General features: G+C 42.9%; 20 protein-coding genes. 4 read left to right on the top strand and 16 right to left on the bottom strand.

Features of this window, described 5'->3' with window-relative positions:
- Nucleotides 1–19: 19 nt before the first annotated feature.
- From ABG082_RS13520 to ABG082_RS13550, 7 genes are all read right to left on the bottom strand, one after another.
- Nucleotides 20–436: a DUF948 domain-containing protein gene (locus ABG082_RS13520; protein ID WP_008343048.1), complete on the bottom strand. Its 417-nt coding sequence runs from the start codon at nucleotides 434–436 to the stop codon at nucleotides 20–22.
- Between the two features lie 223 nt (nucleotides 437–659).
- Complete coding sequence (gene murC / locus ABG082_RS13525; protein WP_008343047.1) at nucleotides 660–1,958, bottom strand: UDP-N-acetylmuramate--L-alanine ligase; 1,299 nt, start codon at nucleotides 1,956–1,958, stop codon at nucleotides 660–662.
- A gap of 302 nt (nucleotides 1,959–2,260) precedes the next feature.
- Nucleotides 2,261–5,017, bottom strand: a complete 2,757-nt coding sequence (locus ABG082_RS13530; RefSeq protein ID WP_348936185.1) for a DNA translocase FtsK — start codon at nucleotides 5,015–5,017, stop codon at nucleotides 2,261–2,263.
- A gap of 196 nt (nucleotides 5,018–5,213) precedes the next feature.
- Nucleotides 5,214–5,819 carry a YtpR family tRNA-binding protein gene (gene ytpR / locus ABG082_RS13535; protein ID WP_007501813.1) on the bottom strand — a complete coding sequence of 202 codons (606 nt, stop codon included), beginning with the start codon at nucleotides 5,817–5,819 and terminating at the stop codon, nucleotides 5,214–5,216.
- A gap of 16 nt (nucleotides 5,820–5,835) precedes the next feature.
- Nucleotides 5,836–6,648, bottom strand: coding sequence for a DUF1444 domain-containing protein (locus ABG082_RS13540; RefSeq protein ID WP_008343044.1), 813 nt, complete (start codon nucleotides 6,646–6,648; stop codon nucleotides 5,836–5,838).
- A gap of 18 nt (nucleotides 6,649–6,666) precedes the next feature.
- Nucleotides 6,667–6,987 (bottom strand): thioredoxin family protein, encoded by a 321-nt coding sequence (locus tag ABG082_RS13545; RefSeq protein ID WP_003217665.1) that lies wholly within the window; start codon nucleotides 6,985–6,987, stop codon nucleotides 6,667–6,669.
- Entirely contained in the window at nucleotides 6,974–8,002 is a 1,029-nt protein-coding gene (locus tag ABG082_RS13550; protein ID WP_348936186.1) for a PTS sugar transporter subunit IIC, read from the bottom strand. Before ABG082_RS13550 ends, ABG082_RS13545 begins: the two co-directional genes overlap by 14 nt.
- Nucleotides 8,003–8,202: 200 nt before the next feature.
- Between ABG082_RS13550 and ABG082_RS13555 the strand changes: the two genes are divergently transcribed.
- Complete coding sequence (locus tag ABG082_RS13555) at nucleotides 8,203–8,649, top strand: YtoQ family protein (RefSeq protein ID WP_007501817.1); 447 nt, start codon at nucleotides 8,203–8,205, stop codon at nucleotides 8,647–8,649.
- Nucleotides 8,650–8,693: 44 nt separating this feature from the next.
- Here the strand turns inward: ABG082_RS13555 and ABG082_RS13560 are convergent, their stop codons facing one another.
- Nucleotides 8,694–9,767 (bottom strand): M42 family metallopeptidase, encoded by a 1,074-nt coding sequence (locus ABG082_RS13560; RefSeq protein WP_348936187.1) that lies wholly within the window; start codon nucleotides 9,765–9,767, stop codon nucleotides 8,694–8,696.
- Between the two features lie 199 nt (nucleotides 9,768–9,966).
- Between ABG082_RS13560 and ABG082_RS13565 the strand changes: the two genes are divergently transcribed.
- A complete protein-coding gene (locus ABG082_RS13565) occupies nucleotides 9,967–10,281 on the top strand; it encodes a PepSY domain-containing protein (protein ID WP_003217759.1) in 315 nt (104 codons plus the stop codon).
- Between the two features lie 40 nt (nucleotides 10,282–10,321).
- Here the strand turns inward: ABG082_RS13565 and ABG082_RS13570 are convergent, their stop codons facing one another.
- From ABG082_RS13570 to trmB, 3 genes are all read right to left on the bottom strand, one after another.
- The gene (locus ABG082_RS13570; protein WP_281215939.1) at nucleotides 10,322–12,019 is read right to left on the bottom strand and encodes an NAD-dependent malic enzyme; all 1,698 of its coding nucleotides are present in this window, start codon (nucleotides 12,017–12,019) and stop codon (nucleotides 10,322–10,324) included.
- Nucleotides 12,020–12,092: 73 nt separating this feature from the next.
- Entirely contained in the window at nucleotides 12,093–12,941 is an 849-nt protein-coding gene (locus ABG082_RS13575; protein WP_008343041.1) for an MBL fold metallo-hydrolase, read from the bottom strand.
- A 115-nt stretch (nucleotides 12,942–13,056) separates the two neighbouring features.
- Nucleotides 13,057–13,698 carry a tRNA (guanosine(46)-N7)-methyltransferase TrmB gene (trmB, locus tag ABG082_RS13580; RefSeq protein ID WP_025207815.1) on the bottom strand — a complete coding sequence of 214 codons (642 nt, stop codon included), beginning with the start codon at nucleotides 13,696–13,698 and terminating at the stop codon, nucleotides 13,057–13,059.
- A 188-nt stretch (nucleotides 13,699–13,886) separates the two neighbouring features.
- Between trmB and ABG082_RS13585 the strand changes: the two genes are divergently transcribed.
- Complete coding sequence (locus tag ABG082_RS13585; RefSeq protein WP_024719286.1) at nucleotides 13,887–14,162, top strand: YtzH-like family protein; 276 nt, start codon at nucleotides 13,887–13,889, stop codon at nucleotides 14,160–14,162.
- On the opposite strand, the gene ABG082_RS13590 is transcribed toward ABG082_RS13585, so the two are convergent.
- The 4 genes from ABG082_RS13590 to thpR all read right to left on the bottom strand — a co-directional run bounded on the left by ABG082_RS13590 (nucleotide 14,159) and on the right by thpR (nucleotide 17,733).
- Nucleotides 14,159–14,959, bottom strand: coding sequence for a phosphotransferase family protein (locus tag ABG082_RS13590; RefSeq protein ID WP_205627782.1), 801 nt, complete (start codon nucleotides 14,957–14,959; stop codon nucleotides 14,159–14,161). The genes ABG082_RS13585 and ABG082_RS13590 overlap by 4 nt on opposite strands.
- Nucleotides 14,960–15,243: 284 nt before the next feature.
- Nucleotides 15,244–16,173, bottom strand: coding sequence for a YegS/Rv2252/BmrU family lipid kinase (locus tag ABG082_RS13595; protein WP_019743712.1), 930 nt, complete (start codon nucleotides 16,171–16,173; stop codon nucleotides 15,244–15,246).
- A gap of 47 nt (nucleotides 16,174–16,220) precedes the next feature.
- Nucleotides 16,221–17,156, bottom strand: coding sequence for a hypothetical protein (locus tag ABG082_RS13600; RefSeq protein ID WP_206115657.1), 936 nt, complete (start codon nucleotides 17,154–17,156; stop codon nucleotides 16,221–16,223).
- A 25-nt stretch (nucleotides 17,157–17,181) separates the two neighbouring features.
- On the bottom strand, nucleotides 17,182–17,733 hold the full coding sequence (gene thpR, locus ABG082_RS13605) for an RNA 2',3'-cyclic phosphodiesterase (RefSeq protein ID WP_008343035.1): 552 nt from the start codon (nucleotides 17,731–17,733) through the stop codon (nucleotides 17,182–17,184).
- Between the two features lie 90 nt (nucleotides 17,734–17,823).
- Here thpR and cysK point away from each other — a divergent pair, with 90 nt between their 5' ends.
- Nucleotides 17,824–18,756 (top strand): cysteine synthase A, encoded by a 933-nt coding sequence (cysK, locus tag ABG082_RS13610; RefSeq protein ID WP_162242783.1) that lies wholly within the window; start codon nucleotides 17,824–17,826, stop codon nucleotides 18,754–18,756.
- A 56-nt stretch (nucleotides 18,757–18,812) separates the two neighbouring features.
- On the opposite strand, the gene ABG082_RS13615 is transcribed toward cysK, so the two are convergent.
- Nucleotides 18,813–19,433 carry a Type 1 glutamine amidotransferase-like domain-containing protein gene (locus tag ABG082_RS13615; RefSeq protein ID WP_019743710.1) on the bottom strand — a complete coding sequence of 207 codons (621 nt, stop codon included), beginning with the start codon at nucleotides 19,431–19,433 and terminating at the stop codon, nucleotides 18,813–18,815.
- Nucleotides 19,434–19,435 lie beyond the last annotated feature (2 nt).

The following is a 19,435-nucleotide window of genomic DNA, read 5'->3' on the forward strand; positions in this document are numbered from 1 at the left end:
CCTATGCGAAAATGGTTGATTATTGTTGTTTACGCTGTTTCCATTTTTTATAGATTTCAAGTGCTGCGTTACTCCAGCTTACCACATCCGTGACTTTCTCTTGATTTCGTTCAACGGATGAAGTAACCGCACCAGCTGCCTGCTTTATGCTTGTATTAAATTGGTTGATCGAGCCGCCAATTCCCTGCACCGCATCCACAACTGTGTTAAGTTTTGCCGATTTGTCTTGAATATCTTCAGCAAGCTGATTGGTCTTATGTAGCAACTGTGCTGTCTCTGTGGTGATGCCTTGCATCTGTCCTTCAAGACCTTCTAAAGTTGATGCGACATTCTTTAATGTCAGCTGTAAGGATTTCAATGTTTTGGACAAGTAGATGACAAGAATGAGGAAAGCAATTGCGATGAGTGCAACGCTTAAATAGAGAATAATAATCATCTGATACCTCCTTTGCTGCGGGCATATTCAATTCAATACCCTCTCGTTGTATCATTCAAACATCTCCTAGAATGACCGATTGAATAATAATTCTACACTTATTCGCCAATTCCTGTCCACAGCGAACGAAAAAAAGCGGCACATCTTGTCACATTTAGCCCCTTTGTCACATTTTATTCAAAATAAAAAAGCGCCGATTGAATCGGCACTTTTTGACAGGCAATTATACTGCGACTTTCTCATAAGCACGAAGATACTTTTGAATATCTCCTGCTCCCATAAAGACCAAGATCGCATTTTCATGTGCTTTCAGCACAGATGTTTCTTCTTCTTCAATCAATTGGGCTTGCGGAATTTTTTCCCGCAAATCTTCAATGCTTAGTTTCCCAATGTTTTCACGAGCTGAACCGAAAATATCACAGAGGTATACATAGTCCGCTTTTTTCAGACTGTCTGCAAATTCACTTAAAAATTGCTGTGTACGAGTGAAAGTGTGCGGCTGGAAGACTGCTACAATATCACGGTCTGGATACTTCTGGCGAGCTGCTTCGATCGTGACTTCAATTTCAGTCGGATGGTGCGCATAATCGTCAATTAAGACTTGTTCACCGACTACTTTTTCATTAAAGCGTCGTTTCACACCGCCAAATGTCGTTAAAGCACCTTTGATGAGCTCTACATCAATGGCCTCATAGTGGCATAATGCAATGACCGCTAATGAGTTAAGGACATTGTGGTTTCCGTAAGCAGGAATGTAGAATGTATCATAAAACGTATTACGTACAAATACATCAAATGTGGTGCCTTCTGTGTTTTTCACAACATTTCGTGCTTGGAAATCATTTTCTTCATTGAATCCGTAGTACACAACAGGTACTTTTGCTTGGATCTTGAGAAGATGCTCGTCATCACCGCAAGCGATGATGGCTTTTTTCACTTGAAGTGCCATGTTTTGAAACGCATCGAACACGTCATCAATATCCGTGAAATAATCAGGGTGATCAAAATCAATATTGGTCATGATCGCATAATCTGGATGGTAGCTGAGGAAATGTCTGCGGTATTCGCACGCTTCAAATACAAAATACTCGCTGTTTTCTTTCCCCATTCCAGATCCATCACCGATTAAGTAGGAAGTTGGTTTTGCCGCTTGCATCACATGTGCAAGCAGACCTGTTGTCGATGTTTTACCATGAGCACCAGTAATTGCAACGTTTGTGAATGAATCCATGTATTCTCCAAGAAATTTATGATAACGAATAACAGGAATCCCTTCAGAAAGAGCACGCTCAATCTCAGGGTGTGTATCTGGGAATGCATTTCCTGCAATCACCGTCATCCCTGGCTGAATATTATCTGGGTCAAATGGAAGAATTTTAATATTTCGTTCTTCTAATGCTTTTTGTGTAAAGATATGTTTTTCGATATCCGATCCTTGGACAGTATACCCAGTATCATGAAGAATTTGGGCCAGTGGACTCATACCTGTCCCTTTTATTCCAACAAAATGATAAACAGTCATAATTGTACCTCCAACAAACGTCTATCTGACTTACAGTATATGACGCTCATTTCAATTTGCAACTTGTGATTTTTGTCTCTAGCTGATCACAAATCGCAGCTCCAAATAAAGATTTTTTTCCGATCTTCCTATTCTAATCAATATTAACTATGATTAGTATCCGACAACTTTCCCATTTCTAACACCTGCTTTCGCTCATTTTCATTAAAAAGCGTTCAGACAGGCATGCGAAAAGCGTCCAATTCAAAAATTGCACCTATGTGCTATCATACCATGTTTATCAAAAAAATGAAGTGGTTTGTTTAGATCAATTGTTCTAAGTCACTCAGTGTCATGAGGACCTCTCTTGGCTTACTACCTTTTGCCCCAGAGATCATCCCTTCACGTTCCATCATATCAATCAATCTCGCTGCTCGATTGTAGCCAATTCTAAACCTTCTTTGCAAACTAGATGTACTTGCACTATTTTGCTCGATGGCAAATCTGCATGCGTCCATAAACAATTCATCTTCGTCTGTAATGGCAGAGCCTTGAAGCATCAATTCTTCCTGTTCAAAAAGAAACACAGGTTTGCGCTGTTTTCTCACATGCGCTACCACTTCATCAATCTCTCGATCTGATACAAAGTTCCCTTGTAGCCTTGTCGGTTTGCCAGAGCCATTTTCTAAGAACAGCATGTCTCCTTTTCCGAGAAGCTTTTCAGCACCTGCCATATCAATGATCGTTCTTGAATCCACTTGGCTTGAAACAGAGAAAGCAATTCTTGTTGGGATGTTTGCTTTAATGAGGCCTGTAATGACATCAACAGAAGGTCTTTGCGTCGCAATGAGTAAGTGAATCCCGCATGCTCTTGCTTTTTGGGCAATTCGGCAAATGCTTTCTTCGACTTCATTTGGTGCGACCATCATTAAATCAGCCAGCTCATCAATGACAACGACAAGATATGGCAGTTTTTCACCCATTTGTTTTTCTTTCACCAGTTCGTTAAATCGTTTGATTTCTCTCACACCAGAGTGTGCAAACAATTCGTAGCGTCTTTCCATTTCATCTACTACCCATTTCAGGGCAGCTGTTGCTGTCTTGGCATCAGTAATAACTGGGCTCACAAGATGCGGAATGTGATTATACGGCGCCAGTTCGACCATTTTAGGGTCGATTAACAGCATTTTCACTTCATCAGGTGAGGCTTTAAACATCAGGCTTACGAGAATGGTATTAATACAGACACTTTTCCCTGAACCTGTTGCTCCGGCAATTAAGCCGTGCGGCATTTTTTGCAAATCAACCACAACGGGCTGACCGGAAATATCCAATCCGAGTGCCGCCGTTAATGGAGATGGATTGTCTCTGAAGGCACTGCTTCTGATCATTTCTCTCAAGAAAACCATTTTACTGTGGAGGTTCGGCACTTCGATTCCAATCGTGTTCTTCCCAGGAATCGGCGCTTCGATTCGAATATCTTTTGCAGACAAACTAAGTTTGATATCATCTGACAGGTTTGTAATTTTGTTCACTTTCACGCCTGGTTCAGGATGTACTTCAAACCTTGTAACAGAAGGACCTTGCGTCACATGAACAACACTTGCTCTGACATTGAAGTTTTTCAGTGTGGCATTGAGCAGTTCTGCCCGTTCTTTCACCCATGTTCCGTCCTCTTCTTTTTGTGCTGGCGGAACGTCTAGAAGGGCTAAACTAGGAAATACATATCCTTGTGCATCTGCCGTTTTCTTCTGTCCTTGCACGCGCTGATCACTTTTTAACATCATGACGTTAAAAGGAACGGTGGAGGTTTGACCGCTTGAGCGCTTTGGCTGTGGAGAAGACGGTTTTGGTTCTTCACGATTCGGTGCTTCTCGTTTTACTTCGGGCGTTTCTTCATGCTGCTCTGCCATATCCGCGGCGATCTCTGCTTGTCCAGAGTCAGCGAATTCATCTGATGCTTCTTCAACTGGCATGACTTCATCATCTGTTATTTCTTCTTCCGGCATAGAATCATCATCTTGCGAATCCTGTATGATCACCGGTTCTTCATGTTCAAATGCTGCCGCTGACACGTCTGCTTGACTTTCTTCTATCCATGCAGACTCTGTTGTTTCTTCCATAGCCTCTATGTTCTTCTCTTCCAGCACCGCAGTTTCTTCTACTGGGCTTTCTATCTCCATGTCGAGAGCTGGTGATGTGCTTTCAGCTGTTTCAAATGTAAAGCTCTCTTTTTTCTCAGCATCATCTTCAAGCGGAATCATCGGCTCTTCTTGTTCAACGGTGACTGCCTGTTCTTGCTCCATCTCTAGAGGCTCGTTAGATGCTTCAGCTTGCTCCATATGTAAGAATGCTTCCCGATCGTCTTCGGTCTGTGACAAAGCTTGATCTTGATCCTCTGTCTCACTGAAAGGCTCGTCATATAAACGTTCCATCGTTGATTGAACGTGATCTTGATAAGCGAGTTCCTCTTGCAAAGTAAGCGGCGTCGTGACAGGTTGCCTCTCTGCTTGTTCTTCTGTTTGGGCTGACATCATGTCTTCCATACGTTGTTCTTTTCGTATAGACGGGATGTTCATTTGCTGTCTTACATTCCGTTCACGCTCTGCTTCTTCTGATAACAGTGTGACACGCTGTGACGTTTCTTCTGCCGATTTCATTTTGACAGAAGATGTGTCTTCTTTGGCTGCTGCATGTTTTGGACGCATATCCTGGTGGTAGCCATAGATTGGTGAAGGGATTTGCTCTGGTTTAAAAGGCTTTTTATTGAGATCAGGCTGCACCGTTTGTTTTGGCTGATAGGTCGTCTGCTTTGCCTTTGGCTGACTTGGCCGCGTGCGCCTTCTTTCTTGCTGCTTTGCTGCCTCACGTGCAGGTTCATCTGGAACGAGAGGAAAGCGGAAATTGCCTTTTGGATATTCATAATACACTTTCGTATCTTCAACTTTTTTATATTCTTTATGCTGTTCAACAGCTGGCTGCTTTGGTGCAATCGGACCTGTTTCAGGCCTCTCAGCTTTTTCTTCTTTTTTTTCTTCTCCTAAAAATACACTAAAAAATTTATCTAACCAACTCATCATTTATCACTCACTTTAACTCCCCTTACGTTTTCTTGGGCGATTTTTAGTATACCATTGCTTTTTCATGCAGAAAAGCGAGAAAAGTGCTACACTTTGCTGTTCATGCTGTCTGTAGATGAAAAAAAGTCACTAAGTACGTACTTAGTGACTTTTGGTATAACACATTCTTCGCTCATTTGTACCCGTTTATGGGAGGTTACGCTTCAAATGGTTCGCCAGCTTGGCGGCTTCCTTCTAGAACAAGGATTCCTTTTTCAGCAGGCGCATTCGGAAGATCTAATTCTTTTGCAGAACAAATCATTCCGCTTGAAGGAACACCTCTTAGTTCAGCATCTTTGATCACCAAACCGCTCGGCATCACAGCACCGACCTTTGCAACCACAACATATTGACCTTGATCAACGTTTGGTGCACCGCACACGATTTGTAAGGTTTCATCGCCAACATCTACTTGGCAAATGTTCAGTTTATCTGCATTCGGATGTTTTTCTTTTTCCTTCACATAACCGACCACAAACTTAGGTGATAGATCAACTGTTAATGTTTCACTGACACCGTTGCGGTTCAAAATTTCATTGATATCTTGAACAAGCGTTTCAGAAAGCGGTACAGATCCGTTTTCTTCAATTTTCATGTAAGTAGATGCATTGAAAATATTAAAGCCTGTTGTTTCTTTTGTGTCTTGATTGAAGATTCTTACGACATCTCCAAACGTTTCATGACCTACTTCTTCTCTTGTTACATCTTTCAATGAAATAAGGAGTGTGTCGCCGACACCTTCTGCATTATAAAAAACGTTCATTCTTCAAAATTCCCTTCTACTGCTGTTTTGGTCTGCTTTTTGCAAGAATAAAGATCGGTTCAAGCTTGCCTTCGTCATATAAAAATGACAAGGCCGTAATCGGAACCGTGCCGCTGGCGAAGAAGCTCATCGACATTTGCCCTAAAATATCATAGCCTGATTCATTGCGTACATCTGCAATGATGAACACATCTTGATGGGGAACGGAAATAGCCATTTGCCCCTCTACTTTTTGCGCGTATTCTTGTAAAATCGATTCATTTAATATTCTGCTTGCATCGTACCCGTCGTTTGCACGGAAGAAATAAAAACGGTTGCCCGCCACTTCATCCATTTTCACGACAGTCTTTAGTGAACGGACGTTAAAACTTGCGGTTTCTCTGATTCGTTCTTTTGTCCAGTTTTCCTTTTGCAGCATCTTCTCGTCAATTAATCTGTAGGTGCTTCCAAGGTCAAGTGCATAGTAGATTCTTGTCTCTGCTGTATGCTCATCAAAAACGAGCGGAATCTCATCACTCGATGTTTCTGGAAAGGACGTTGAACGAATGACCGGATAAATGTGCTTCTCTTTACCTGAGATATGCTGCGCTTCACCTTTCATAGCGCTGAGCGCCTCTTTCACATAATAAACGATCTCATCCAGTGTTTCATCAGGCTTTACTTCCCATTTTGCAATAATCGGCGGGAGCTCAAGCGTGATGCCCTTTCCTGTATGTTTATCTTCCACACGAAGCGTATCTTTTTCCCTGTCAAACTGGTGGGTCCAGCTGTCGTTCGTCAGACGGCTTTTCAATTGATTGGCAAGCTGTCTTGATGTCATTTTCGCCATGATAAGACCCTCCTTTCGTTATTTAGAAAGAGAATCTGTTAAAAATGCTTCAATCTCTTCCTTTGTCTTACGATCTTTGCTGACAAAACGGTTGATCTCTTGTCCGTTTTTAAAGACTAAAAAGCTTGGAATTCCGTAAATTTCCCACTCTGCACAAGTATCGATGAACTGATCTCTATCCACATAGAAGTATTCAAATTCTGGATAGTTTGCTTCAAGCTCTGGCAAAAACGGCTCAATAAATGTGCAGTCCGGGCACCAGTCAGCTGAAAATAGTAATACGGTTAAGTCTTCTTGAATCACTTTTTGTAATTCTTCGTTTGATTCAATTTTTTTCATGTTTGATTCCTCCAGTTTGTATACTTAAATCTCCGAATTGTATATAGCCTTTCTTTCTCATCCATTCTGATACTACCAAACTAATCACTGCCGGGCCAACGATATGCAAGAGAGCAATTGCGAGGAAAACGGATGGATGAAATCCCATGACTGTAAGTGTCATGAGCTGGCCGACAAGACCGCTCGTTCCCATACCCGCTCCTGCCGCATTATTGACCATCCCAAAGCCAATAATACCAATTGGCGCAAGAATCAGTCCTGCAATCGTCGGCGGAATGAGAATGAGCGGATTTTTCACAATGTTCGGCAGCTGTAGTTTTGATGTTCCAATGCCTACCGCAGCAAGACCGCCAAAACGATTTTCTCTAAATCCTGCAGCAGCAAAGCCGACCATCTGCGCACAGCAGCCAATCGTTGCCGCACCAGCAGCAAGACCGCTTAAATCAAGCATCAGCGCAAGCGCAGCACTTGAAATCGGTGAGCTAAGAGCAAGTCCAACAATGGTTGCAACCAGCATGCCCATGATGAGTGGACTTTGGTCAGTCCCCCATACGATCAGCCTGCCGAGCCCTGTCATCACCGCCTGAATCCCAGGGCCGATAAAAGCAGCGGTGAGAAAACCTGTGATAATCGTAACAAGCGGCGTTAAAATAATATCAATTCTTGTCTCATCACTGATCAGTTTGCCTAATTCCACACCAATGAGAGCAGCCACGAAGCTTCCAGCAGGTCCCCCAAGCTCTGCTCCAGCGGCACCTGAAACAACACTTGCGAAAATAATTAAAGGAGAAGCGTTTAAGCGATAAGCAACCGCTACGCCAATTGCTGGTCCCATCAGCCCCATTGCGAGCGTTCCCATTTCCACGATGAGAGGAAATGATAACAGGCCGCCTGCTGTTTTTAAAATCAGCCCTACCACTAATGTAGCAAATAGACCTAAAGCCATATAAGAGAGTGCATCAATAAAATACACCTTTGGCGAAAGGGAAATACCCTTTCTTTTTAAATAAGTCATCAACGTCGTCTTCCTGCTTTCTCATAGGAAAGACGAAGAGGCCTGTCCTTCCCATTATATGTAGTCTTCTTACGATGAAAAATAGTCTCTACCATGAATATCATAATCATATTTTTTTTGCTTTATCAAGCACTTCTTGTGTAACATGAAAAGAAACAGGGCAAACCTTTACTAAGTTTGTGCACAAGGAGGAGATTGTTATGCAATTAACGGTTTATTTAGCTGGAGAAATTCACAGCCAGTGGCGCGATGAAATTAAGGAAAAAAGCCAGTCTTTGAAACTGCCAGTGACGTTTGTTGGTCCAATGGAGAATCATGACCGATCAGATAACATCGGAGAAGATATTTTAGGCGGACAGCCAAATGCCATCTTGAAAGACGATGCGGCTTCTGATCTGAACAATTTCCGCACCGAACTATTATTAAATAAGGCAGACGTCGTCATCGCCCGCTTTGGTGAGAAATATAAACAGTGGAACACGGCAATGGATGCTTCTTCTGCCATCGCCAAAGGAAAACCCCTTATTTTGATTCGTCCTAAAGAATTACATCATCCACTAAAGGAACTATCAAACAAAGCAAATATCACTGTCGAAACAGTGAATCAAGCAATTAAGGCGTTGTCATACGTGTTTGAACAGGAATAAGAAAAAGGCTGTGCTCTTAAAAGAGGCAGCCTTTTTCTTATCGTTTACACTTGTTGATAAATCGAATCCACCGTGTTTTGATCACAATTTTTCACAAGACGAACAATTAATTCTTTTGCCGCTGCATAATCGTCTACATGCAAGACAGAGTGACTTGTATGAATGTAACGCGCACATACACCAATAACAGCAGACGGTACACCTTGATTTGAGATATGAACACGTCCAGCATCCGTACCGCCCGGCGATACGAAATATTGATATGGAATATTGTTTGTTTCAGCTGTATCGAGGACAAATTCTCTCATGCCTCGATGCGTAATCATCGTGCGATCATAAATACGAAGAAGTGCACCTTTTCCAAGCTGGCCAAATTGTGATTTGTCTCCCGTCACATCATTTGCAGGACTAGCATCTAGAGCAAAGAACAGATCCGGCTGAATCATATTCGCAGCTACCTCAGCCCCTCTGAGCCCTACTTCCTCTTGTACGGTTGCACCTGAATACAATTGACATGAGAGGGTTTCGTCTTTTAATTCTTTCAATAATTCAATGGCAAGTCCGCACCCATAGCGGTTATCCCAAGCTTTGGCTAAAATCTTTTTTGGATTGGCCATTGGGGTAAAGACCGTTGCAGGAACGATTTGCTGCCCTGGGCGAACGCCAAGTTCTTTCGCTTCTTCTTCACTGTCTGCACCAATATCAATGAGCATATCTGACGGTTTTACTGGTTTGCTTTTTTGTTCTGGTGTCAGAAGGTGCGGAGGTGTGCTCGATACAACGCCCGGAATTGGCCCGTGATCCGTATGAACATCCACGCGCTGCGCAAGCATCACTTGACTCCACCAGCCGCCAAGTGTTTGAAAACGAATCATTCCATTTTTCGTAATGGATGACACCATAAAGCCGACTTCATCCATATGACCAGCCACCATAATCTTCGGTGCCTTCTCTGGACCTTTGCGGACACCAAACACTCCGCCAAGACGATCCTGTATGAGTTCATCGGAATATTTCTCAAGTTCCTTTTTCATAAAAGCACGCACATGGTGCTCATTACCTGGAGTCCCCTGTAGTTCTGTTAAATTTCGGAAAAGCGACATTGTTTCTTCGTTCATTTGACAGTTACCCTCATTTCTATGTAATGACCATATAAATTCCTATAAAAATAACACTCACTTTATACTATAAGAATTCTTTCGGTTTTCCAAGTATCTCTCCAGAAATTTTGAATATGCTTTCAAGTATTCGGATTTCTTAACATCGCTGGACAAGTTTTGTATAATGGAAAAAACAGCAATACGGAGGTGCAGCACGTTGAAGTTAAAACATGTTCTGATTGGTGCGAGTATAGGCGTAGCCGCTGCAATTGTTGCAAAGAAAGTCTTTTTCCCTACGTATATCTCGTCTGAAAAAGCGTTAAAAATTGTGAAATCTGCTTTTAAACAGCGCGGCCCGATTGATGGCTCTTGGATTTATACTGTACCAGAACCGTATACCGTAAATGGTGAAACGATTGATGTGTACAAATCTGGCATTACACGCTCCGCCTTTGGCGAGCTTGAACAGTATGAAGTCATGATTGATGCAAAAACAGGCATGATCGTTGATGTCATTGATTCTGTTGCTTAATAAGAAAGCTTCGCAAAGACAAGTCCTTGCGAAGCTTTTTTTAGATGGCTTTGATTTTTTTGTATACAGGGTGCCACATGGCGTCTTGCACAGCCTGAATGAGATCATCAGGGGTTTCTTCCGCAATTCCTTCGTCAATCGCTGCTTGTGCCACACGGACAGCCACTGTCGCTGAAACTGTTCGAAGCTGATCAACACTTGGAAGCATCGCAGCACCCGGTTTTCCGACATTGACCATGCTCGCAATCGCTTCAGCACTCGCAACAAACATGCTGTCTGTCATGAGGCGGGCTTTACACACAATCGTTCCAAGACCAAGCCCTGGAAACACAAGGGCATTATTTGCCTGCCCAATTTCATATGTCACACCGCCATATTCAACTGGATCAAACGGGCTTCCCGTTGTGACAAGCGCACGTCCTTCTGTCCACTCAATGAGATCTTCCGGCTTTGCCTCTGAAAGAGGTGTTGGGTTAGACATCGGTAAAATCGCTGGCCGCTCTACATGTGACGCCATTTCTTTCACTATTTCCTCTGTAAATGCCCCACCTACAGTTGAGGTACCAATTAAGATCGTAGGTTTCGCCTGCTTCACGACCTCTAACAAATCAATTGAATGCTTTGGACCATTACGTGCATAGTCCTGCACTTCATCAGAACGTCTTGCATACGGCTTTTGGAATGGCTGAATGTCAGGTGAATCATCTGTGAGCAGTCCCGTTTTATCAATACACCAGAAATGATCATATGATTCCTCTTCTTTGACACCATCTCGCACGATGGCATCACGAATTTGCTCGGCTATACCAATCCCTGCTGTACCTGCTCCAAAGATCACGATTCGGTGATCTTTCAGCGGAACCTTCGATGCTTTTGCACAAGCCAGAACGGCAGCAAGTGAGACGGCTCCAGTTCCTTGAATATCATCATTAAACGTACAAATACGGTCCTTATATTTTTCCAAAATGGCGCGCGCATTTTTTGTACCGAAGTCTTCCCAGTGAAGAAGTGCATTTGGAAAAGTCGCACGGGCAAGCTCAACATATTGATCAATAAACTGATCATAGCGCTCTCCTCGAACGCGGGAGTGCTGATTTCCCACATAAAGCGGATCATTTAAAAGGCTTTCCTGGTTGGTCCCAGCATCAAGCACCACTGCCAACACACGGCTAGGATCAATACCTGCTGCGGCTGTATAAACAGCCAGCTTCCCGACTGAAATGGCGATTCCGCCAACACCCCAGTCACCGATGCCTAAAATTCCTTCTGCATCTGTTGCGACAATGAGATCAATTGATTCATCCACTCCGTAAGATGCAAAAATTTCTTCCATTCCTTCTAGGTCATCAATGGATAAATAAATTCCTCTTGGCTTTCTATACTCGTGGCTGTAACGCTGAATCGCTGTTCCTACGGTCGGTGTGTAAACAATCGGCAGCATTTCTGCCAAATGCTCATTTAATAATTTATAAAAGAGCACTTCATTTCTGTCATGAAGCGCAGTTAAATAGACATTTTTCCCAAGTGCGTCTGGCTGTGCTTTGAACTGTTCATATGCACGCTTTGCTTGATCCTCTAGTGTTAACACCTTCGGCGGCAGAAATCCCTTTAACCCAAGCTCTTCCCGCTCTTCCTTTGTAAATGCGACCCCTTTGTTTAAATAAGGGACAGACATGACTTCCATCCCTCTTAACGGTGTCTCGATGACATCACCATGTACACGATAAAATTGATTCACCTGCACTCTTCCTTTCACAAGTTCATTTTGTCGTTATTTTGTGTGAAAGGCGAAAAAACATACAGATGATCTTTTATCTTCCGGTTTCTCTTTTGACCTCATGGGTCATTGCCCCGTCTTCATCCCACTTTACAGCACGGTAGATGGCATCATGATAAAACAAGTACCATGCATTGTTTTCTTCGGCGAATGCCTGCCATTTTTGCTTCGCTGGGATCGAGGTCATTGGATAATCATCGTATGCCAAGACCCATAGCGGGTTTTTATGAGCGTGTGTCGGCATGATATCCGCTAAATGTATAGCCGTTTCTCCCTGACTTGTGAGCGTTAAGATGCTATGCCCATCGCTATGTCCGCCTGTATGATGCAGGCGGATGCCTTCTGTTACTTCGATGCTATCTTCAAATGTCATGACTTGATCGGCAACAGGCTCCCAGTTTTCTTTCCAATATGTATTTCTTGAGCGGATGTTCGGCGCTCTCATTTCGTCCCATTCAATTTTGGACGTGATGATTTTTGCCTGCTGAAAAACAGACACGAGCTCATCGCCTTCACGTTTTGTCAGCCCGCTTGCATGATCAAAATGCAAATGAGTCATTAAGACGTAATCTATATCAGATGGGCGCAAACCGAGAGCCGCAAGTGATTCTTCTATTTTCGTTTCCTCTGTGACGCCATAATTGCGTTTTTGTTTCTCTGTCAGCTTCCCTGACCCGATGCCAGAATCTACTAACAGATGAAGACCGTTCCACCGTATGAGCATTGGATCACACCGTAATTCAATTTGATTTCGATCATTCACAGGGTATTTTTTTGACCATAATGGCTTTGGCACCACGCCAAACATGGCACCGCCATCCATGTGTGTATCTCCCCCATTTAACCAGAACAGTTCCATTTCACCTATTTTCATTGTCTCCATTGCTGTCATCCCTCCTTTTTCTATCGTAGCAAATACAAAGGAAAATCGCATGTGCTAATCTTTTCATCAAAAAAGCTGACCGCAATCGTTCGTTGCAGCCAGCTTTGTTCGCTTTTTATTCAGGGAATTTTACTTCTGATCGATAGATCGGTTGTCCCATGGAAGAGAATTTCTCTTCATATTCTGTCATGACATTTCCTTCGAGACCATCCTCATGTAAATCAAGGCTCACATACGTTAAAAGGAGTCCGTAAGACGAAAAGCTTTTCAAGGAATATTCAAATAGTCCGCGGTTATCGGTTTTGAAATGTAATTCACCGCCTGGACGGAGGATCTGTTCATATCGCTTTAAAAAAGCTTTAAATGTCAATCTCCGTTTTTCATGCCTTGATTTTGGCCACGGATCAGAGAAGTTCAAATACACCCGATCAATCTCATTTTCCGCAAAGACATCTGTCAGTGTCTCTGCGTTGATGTTTAGAAGCTTTACGTTTTCTACATCTGTTTCTTTGATTTTATCGACTGCCGTCACAATGACACTTTTAAATAATTCAATGCCGATATAGTTTATCTCAGGATGAAGCTTGCCCATTCCGGCAATAAAACTCCCTTTTCCTGTACCGACTTCGATATGGATTGGATGATCATTTCCAAACAGCTCATGCCATTTCCCTTTGTATTGTTCAGGGTTGGCTAAAGCAATATGAGCATTTTCAGCTAAGTAATCATCCGCCCACGGTTTATGTCGCATTCTCAATTTGATACACCTCTATTTTCTTTACATTTTATCAAGATACCATGAAACATAAAGAGCCGCAAGACAGCAACTTATCCGCACATATGAAAAAGACCAGCTGCTATTTGGGCTGGTCTGCTTCATGTATAAAATCAAAGCTGAATGCACAGTTTAACCACATAAATGACACGCTTGAAAGGAGCATACGTATGGGATTAAACCGCCAACATCAGCTTCAATTAATCAAAGATATTTTAACTGATCACCAGCTGGATTGCTGCGGGACTGTTGCAGAATATGAACAGGTGGGACGAGTGATTCAATTAATGCTGGCAAAAGAAGATTTGGATGCTGACGTTCGTCAGCTACTAACCGATATTTATGATTACAGCCAAAAAGGCACTTCTGTCAGTTCAATTGATGCACATATCGAAGCGCATCAATCGCATCTATCTGACTGGGTCGAGAACATTCCACTGTCTTAATGGATGTTTAACCGTTTTAAGAGTGCATGTAGCTCGGCTTGCACTTCTTTTTGCGCCTTTTCATTTCCTTTTCTTTTATGCCAAACGACAAACGATACGGTTTCAGCCAGCACATACCATGCCATGCGTTTTCGCAAGTTGTCAGTCAGCGGAGCACCATACATAGAGAGCCAGCTTTCCCAGTTCTCTTCTTCAACATAATGGTATAAGAGCGGTCCAAGATCAATCGCTGGATCTGCAATCATTGCCCCATCCCAATCAATTAAAAAGAGCTGATTTTCATCTGTCAGCAGCCAATTATTATGGTTGAGGTCACAATGGCATACGACCTTATCCTCGAAATGAACTGCCTCCACATGTTTCTCTAAATACTGGATAGCACGCGTGATATCATGTGAGTCAATCTGCTCTTTTAAGATCGATGCCTTGAGATGCATCAAGATCGATGCCGGGTCAAGGGAGTGCTTTTCTAATCGTTTCAGCATATCGAGCAGCTCTTTTGATGTATGAATTTTTCTTAGCTGCTCCGCTACAGGACGGTCATTCATGTCCTTTGGCTTCAGCTCTCTGCCGCTCAGCCAGTGCTGCGCAGTAATGACATCCCCATTTTCCATCCGTTTTGTCCAGACAAGCTTCGGCACAATGCCTTCAGCTGACAAAACCGCAAGAAACGGTGACGTATTGCGTTTTAAAAATAGCTTTTGGTCATTGTGTGTTGCGAAGTACGCATCTCCCGTAGCGCCTCCAGCAGGAGAGATGTGCCATTCGCTACCTAATATTTGTCCCAACCAGTTCATATCAATTTTCAACCCATCATTTCTTAAAATATTTTAAATCATGCTTTTTTAGTCGACAAAATTCAGCCGATTGAGATCAATTGGCTGTTTATTTTTTATTTATATGATCATAAAAACAAAAAGGACAGCTATTGAGAATGAGATGCTAAACAATAGCCGTCCTATAGATTTTATCGCTACCTTCTTATACTCGTCAAGCAAAACTAGAAAATCAGGACAAGAACCTTATGAAAAGGGAAGTCTTTTTTCATGTTTCTTTTGCTCGTGCGCACACTGGCTGCTTCTTAGCCACGTAATTTTAACGATCGCTCACTAGCCTTAACAAACACTGGAGTGGCGCCAATCACTTCTCCATCGGCGTGAAATAAGATTTTTTCATCTGCCTCCAAGTAGGCTTCTTCATGCTGAAAAAGGGTGACTCCCTCCATTACAAGGTGCTTTTTAAAAACCATTGCACTTAAAAATAAGAGAACTTTCAATGGATTCAAATCCGTGACAACGAGCGTTTGAAATCCTGATTGCCTCGCACTCGCTTCCGGCGCTGCTTCCAGCCCGCCCCCATAATAAGGGTGATTACATACGATCACAAACCACACTTGGCGAAATACTTTTCTCTCATTTTCAATAAAAAGAGCAAGGTCAAACGGTTTGAATGACCATAACGAATGTAGAAAAGACAGCGGGTAGATGATAAACCCGAGTTTGAGTCGGTTGAGCCACTTTTTCCCTCTAAAATGTACCGTTCTCTTCAAGACATGCGCATCAAACCCAACACCAATATGATTGAGAAAAAGAACAGATTGCGGACTTTCTGCATGATCTTGAAAGGAACCGAGAGAAAATGTTTTCGTCAGCATCCTCTTTTGTTTTCTCACTTCTTTGATCACATCATGACGCTGGATGCCCAGCCCCTTCGCAGCATCATTCCAATGACCTGCTGGGACAAAGCTTAGCTGCACATGATCGATTTCTTTTAAACCATTTAGCACTTCATGAATTGTGCCGTCACCGCCAATGACGATCAACCGTTTCAATCTGTCGTCTTGCATAGCGCTAATCTGTCTCGCCAAAACTTCGGCATGTCCTTCATGCTGGGTAAGAAACGATCTGTAGGAGATCTCTACCTTTTGTAATTCTTTCTCTATGCTTCTCCAAGTGCGGAGTCCTTTTCCTTGTCCTGCTGCTGGATTGACGATAAAGTACCATTCATTCATATATTAGCTCCACTCAGGTCTCATTTTTTGGTGACCTTGATATGCCTTTAATCGAGCCATTCCTGCCTTCTTTTGCTGTCTGATTCACCATAAGCGAGCAATGCCTTTGTCGCTTTGAATTGCTGGTGCTTTGTCGGCGCGGTGTTTTTCCGCTGCTTTTCAAACCAATCCTCCGCTTTCTTCTTATCGACAACCTCCATCCCGAATGGAACTTCGGGCAAATCAATATACGAGGTGCGGCTGATGAGGATTTTTTTCACAGGAAGCTCTACACCACTTTGCTGTAAAATTTTTGACACAACAGTTCCAGAGCGAAGAAGGCTTGCGCAAGGGTTCAAGACGGATTGAACAGCTTTTCCAGTCGCCCGCTTTTCCCAAAAACGTTCCTTCGATCCAATATATACGCTGTCTGGCTCTGCTTCTAAGAAAGATAAACAGATGACTTCAAGCGGCGTAATGAGCACTGGACACAATTCCATCTCAGCTTTTTGAATGAGCAGCACCGGCTTGTACATCACAAAATAAGAATCTGGCAGCTGCCTTGCAAGCATCCGCAGCTTTTCATCATATCGAATGTGGTGAGAGACAGTTGAAATATGAGAGATCGTCGAGCTGGCCCATTTTAATTGAACATCGTAAAGATGATCCTTAAAAAAGTGAATCAGCTTCGTTTCATCGGTAGGAACGTTTGTAAAAACACCTTGTTCTATATCTGTTGGCTCGTTAAAAAGACTCAGGTCCCGTTCCTTTTTCATATCGGCTTCTTTTTGCTTTCTTTTTAAGGAGAATTTCTTTCTCTTTTCTTCCTCTTGCTCAGGTGCTTGCTTGGTGGCTTGGTCAGCCTGCTTTTGCACCTGCTCTTTTGAAGCCTTTTTTAACTCGTCCCACCTTTGTTTTTTCAACCGAATAAACTGATTGATGTAATGATGCGGGTCTTGTTCATATCGTGATATATAATCTTGGATTTTAATAATTTGCGCCATCTGCTGCTCACTCCAACCTCTAGAATCATTTATGTAGTGTAAATTGTTTGATCGCGTGATAACGTGGGGTTTCTTTTAGACGAATTTCAAATAAAGCGATACTAGAAACCTCCATCGAATATGGTTCTTTCCGTAAGGGCGCTTGTTCTATATAGGACTGTTCTCTATTCCATTTGCGCGCAATCGTCATATGTGGATGAAAGGGTCTCTTTTCGACAGGATGACCTGCTGTCAAAACGGCTGTTTTTACCTTTTCTCTTAGATCCATCAAAGGCTTACTTTCAATAGGCTTTGCAAAAAAGACTCTCGGCCGCTCCTTTTGACCAAATACCCCTATCTCATTCAGCTTCAGCGGGAAAGCAGACACCTCATGAGACAGCTGTTCAAGCAGCTCAGATATCTTATTTAAACGGTCCTCTGGAATCGCGCCTAAAAACACAAGGGTGACATGATAATCAATGGGTGCTGTCCATTTTTGAAAGGAAAGTCCGCTCCTCTTGTCTATATCCGCTTTCAATTGATACGCGAGTTGTTCAGGGATTGGAATCCCGATAAAATAATGACGGCTTTCAGCCATATTTTCACCTGTCCTTTTTAACAAACTTTACGAATCCCCATTGATGATAGTATAACTAAAGTAATGCGGAATGAGAAGAAAGGGTGTCACATGATGAAGGTTGCACAAAATATAGCTGAATTAATAGGTCATACACCACTTGTAAAATTACAGCGCCTTCAGCCAGAACATGGCGCTGCTGTTTATTTAAAACTGGAATCATTTAATCCTAGCGGAAGTGTAAAAGATCGGGCTGCTTACAATATGATCCTTGAGGCAGAAAAACAAGGAAAGCTCACAAAAGGGGCAACGATTATTGAACCAACGAGCGGGAATACAGGAATTGGCTTAGCGATGAACGCTGCTGCAAGAGGCTACAAAGCCATTCTGATCATGCCTGATACGATGACCCAAGAAAGAATCAATATTTTAAAGGCATACGGCGCACAGGTCGTTTTAACCCCAGGGGAGGAAAAAATGCCAGGCTGTATTCGCAAGGCAGAAGAATTAGCTGCTCAAATTCCTAACAGCTTTATTCCCATGCAATTTGACAACGGTGCGAACCCCGATGCTCATAGAGGGACAACGGCTGTAGAAATTATCGATGCAGTGCAACAGATCGGGCAGCCGCTTGCCGCTTTTGTCGCAACTGCTGGAACGGGCGGAACCATTACAGGCACTGGAGAGGAACTCAAAAAAGCATTCCCGGAATTGACGATACATGTGGCAGAGCCAAAGGGGTCTCCTGTTTTATCAGGCGGGAAACCTGGCAAACATAAGCTTGTTGGCACAAGTCCAGGATTTATCCCACATATTTTAAACGAACAGGTGTATGATGAGATTGTGCAAGTGAGTGATGAAGATGCTTACGACATCACACGAAAGCTCGCCCGTCTTGAAGGTATTTTAGTCGGTCCATCATCTGGTGCGGCATGCTATGCAGCGATTGAAGCAGCCAAGCAAATGCCAAAGGATCACATTGTCATTTGTATGACAGCAGACACGGGTGAACGTTATTTATCAAGTGATGTGTTTCAAGATTAAAAAAGGAACAGGGCGTATGCTCCTGTTCCTTTTTCTTCGTTTCATATGAACAACTCCTACAAGACCGTCTTGACCTCAGTCTGTTCGCCTGTCACAAGTAAAACTTGTTCATCAGTGAGCGGGCATAAAGAGAGCGTATTTTGATCTTTCTCTATGATATGCTGCGCGGCTTCACCTAAATAAGGATTGTTTATATGCGGTACCGGATAGCTGTTGATCTCATCGAATCCTTTAAAGGAGGATAACTCTAGTGCTTTCTCCTGATCATCCATCAGTGAGATGTATTCAATGCTTGGCGCCATGATAATACTCCCCGCGGATTCTCCGATATACAGCTTGCCTTTGCCGATCTCTTCTTTCAATACACGATCGAGTCCGTGCTTTCTTAATTCTTGCAGCAAATAAAAGGTATTGCCGCCAGATACATAAATGACATCATTCTTTCCAATGATCTGTGTGATCTCCTGAACCGTTTGCTTGGGCAGCTGAACAGTCTCTACACTCATTTCTAATTGATGAAAGGCTTCTTTTGCTGCATCGACATAGTGCGTGACTTCTTCCACTTCACTGGCTGCCGGAATGAATGTCACACTTTTTCCTTTTAAGGTGTCACCTGCAAAGTCAGATAAGAGAGAATAGCTGTCTTTGAATGAAGAGCATAAGAACATTTTTTTCACGG

Origin of the sequence: Bacillus sp. BS1807G30 (assembly GCF_040047675.1) — a bacterium.
Classification (GTDB): Bacteria; Bacillota; Bacilli; order Bacillales; family Bacillaceae; genus Bacillus; species Bacillus altitudinis.

Excerpts from the sequence above, each read along its gene's own strand:
- ABG082_RS13575 (WP_008343041.1), bottom strand. The coding sequence starts at position 12,941 with ATGGAGACAATGAAAATAGGTGAAATGGAACTGTTCTGGTTAAATGGG.
- ABG082_RS13540 (WP_008343044.1), bottom strand. The coding sequence starts at position 6,648 with ATGGCGAAAATGACATCAAGACAGCTTGCCAATCAATTGAAAAGCCGT.
- ABG082_RS13595 (WP_019743712.1), bottom strand. The coding sequence starts at position 16,173 with ATGAATGAATGGTACTTTATCGTCAATCCAGCAGCAGGACAAGGAAAA.
- ABG082_RS13530 (WP_348936185.1), bottom strand. The coding sequence starts at position 5,017 with ATGATGAGTTGGTTAGATAAATTTTTTAGTGTATTTTTAGGAGAAGAA.
- ABG082_RS13590 (WP_205627782.1), bottom strand. The coding sequence starts at position 14,959 with ATGAACTGGTTGGGACAAATATTAGGTAGCGAATGGCACATCTCTCCT.
- murC (WP_008343047.1), bottom strand. The coding sequence starts at position 1,958 with ATGACTGTTTATCATTTTGTTGGAATAAAAGGGACAGGTATGAGTCCA.
- ABG082_RS13585 (WP_024719286.1), top strand. The coding sequence starts at position 13,887 with ATGGGATTAAACCGCCAACATCAGCTTCAATTAATCAAAGATATTTTA.
- cysK (WP_162242783.1), top strand. The coding sequence starts at position 17,824 with ATGATGAAGGTTGCACAAAATATAGCTGAATTAATAGGTCATACACCA.
- ABG082_RS13555 (WP_007501817.1), top strand. The coding sequence starts at position 8,203 with ATGCAATTAACGGTTTATTTAGCTGGAGAAATTCACAGCCAGTGGCGC.
- ytpR (WP_007501813.1), bottom strand. The coding sequence starts at position 5,819 with ATGAACGTTTTTTATAATGCAGAAGGTGTCGGCGACACACTCCTTATT.
- ABG082_RS13600 (WP_206115657.1), bottom strand. The coding sequence starts at position 17,156 with ATGGCGCAAATTATTAAAATCCAAGATTATATATCACGATATGAACAA.
- thpR (WP_008343035.1), bottom strand. The coding sequence starts at position 17,733 with ATGGCTGAAAGCCGTCATTATTTTATCGGGATTCCAATCCCTGAACAA.
- ABG082_RS13520 (WP_008343048.1), bottom strand. The coding sequence starts at position 436 with ATGATTATTATTCTCTATTTAAGCGTTGCACTCATCGCAATTGCTTTC.
- ABG082_RS13545 (WP_003217665.1), bottom strand. The coding sequence starts at position 6,987 with ATGAAAAAAATTGAATCAAACGAAGAATTACAAAAAGTGATTCAAGAA.
- ABG082_RS13550 (WP_348936186.1), bottom strand. The coding sequence starts at position 8,002 with ATGACTTATTTAAAAAGAAAGGGTATTTCCCTTTCGCCAAAGGTGTAT.
- ABG082_RS13560 (WP_348936187.1), bottom strand. The coding sequence starts at position 9,767 with ATGAACGAAGAAACAATGTCGCTTTTCCGAAATTTAACAGAACTACAG.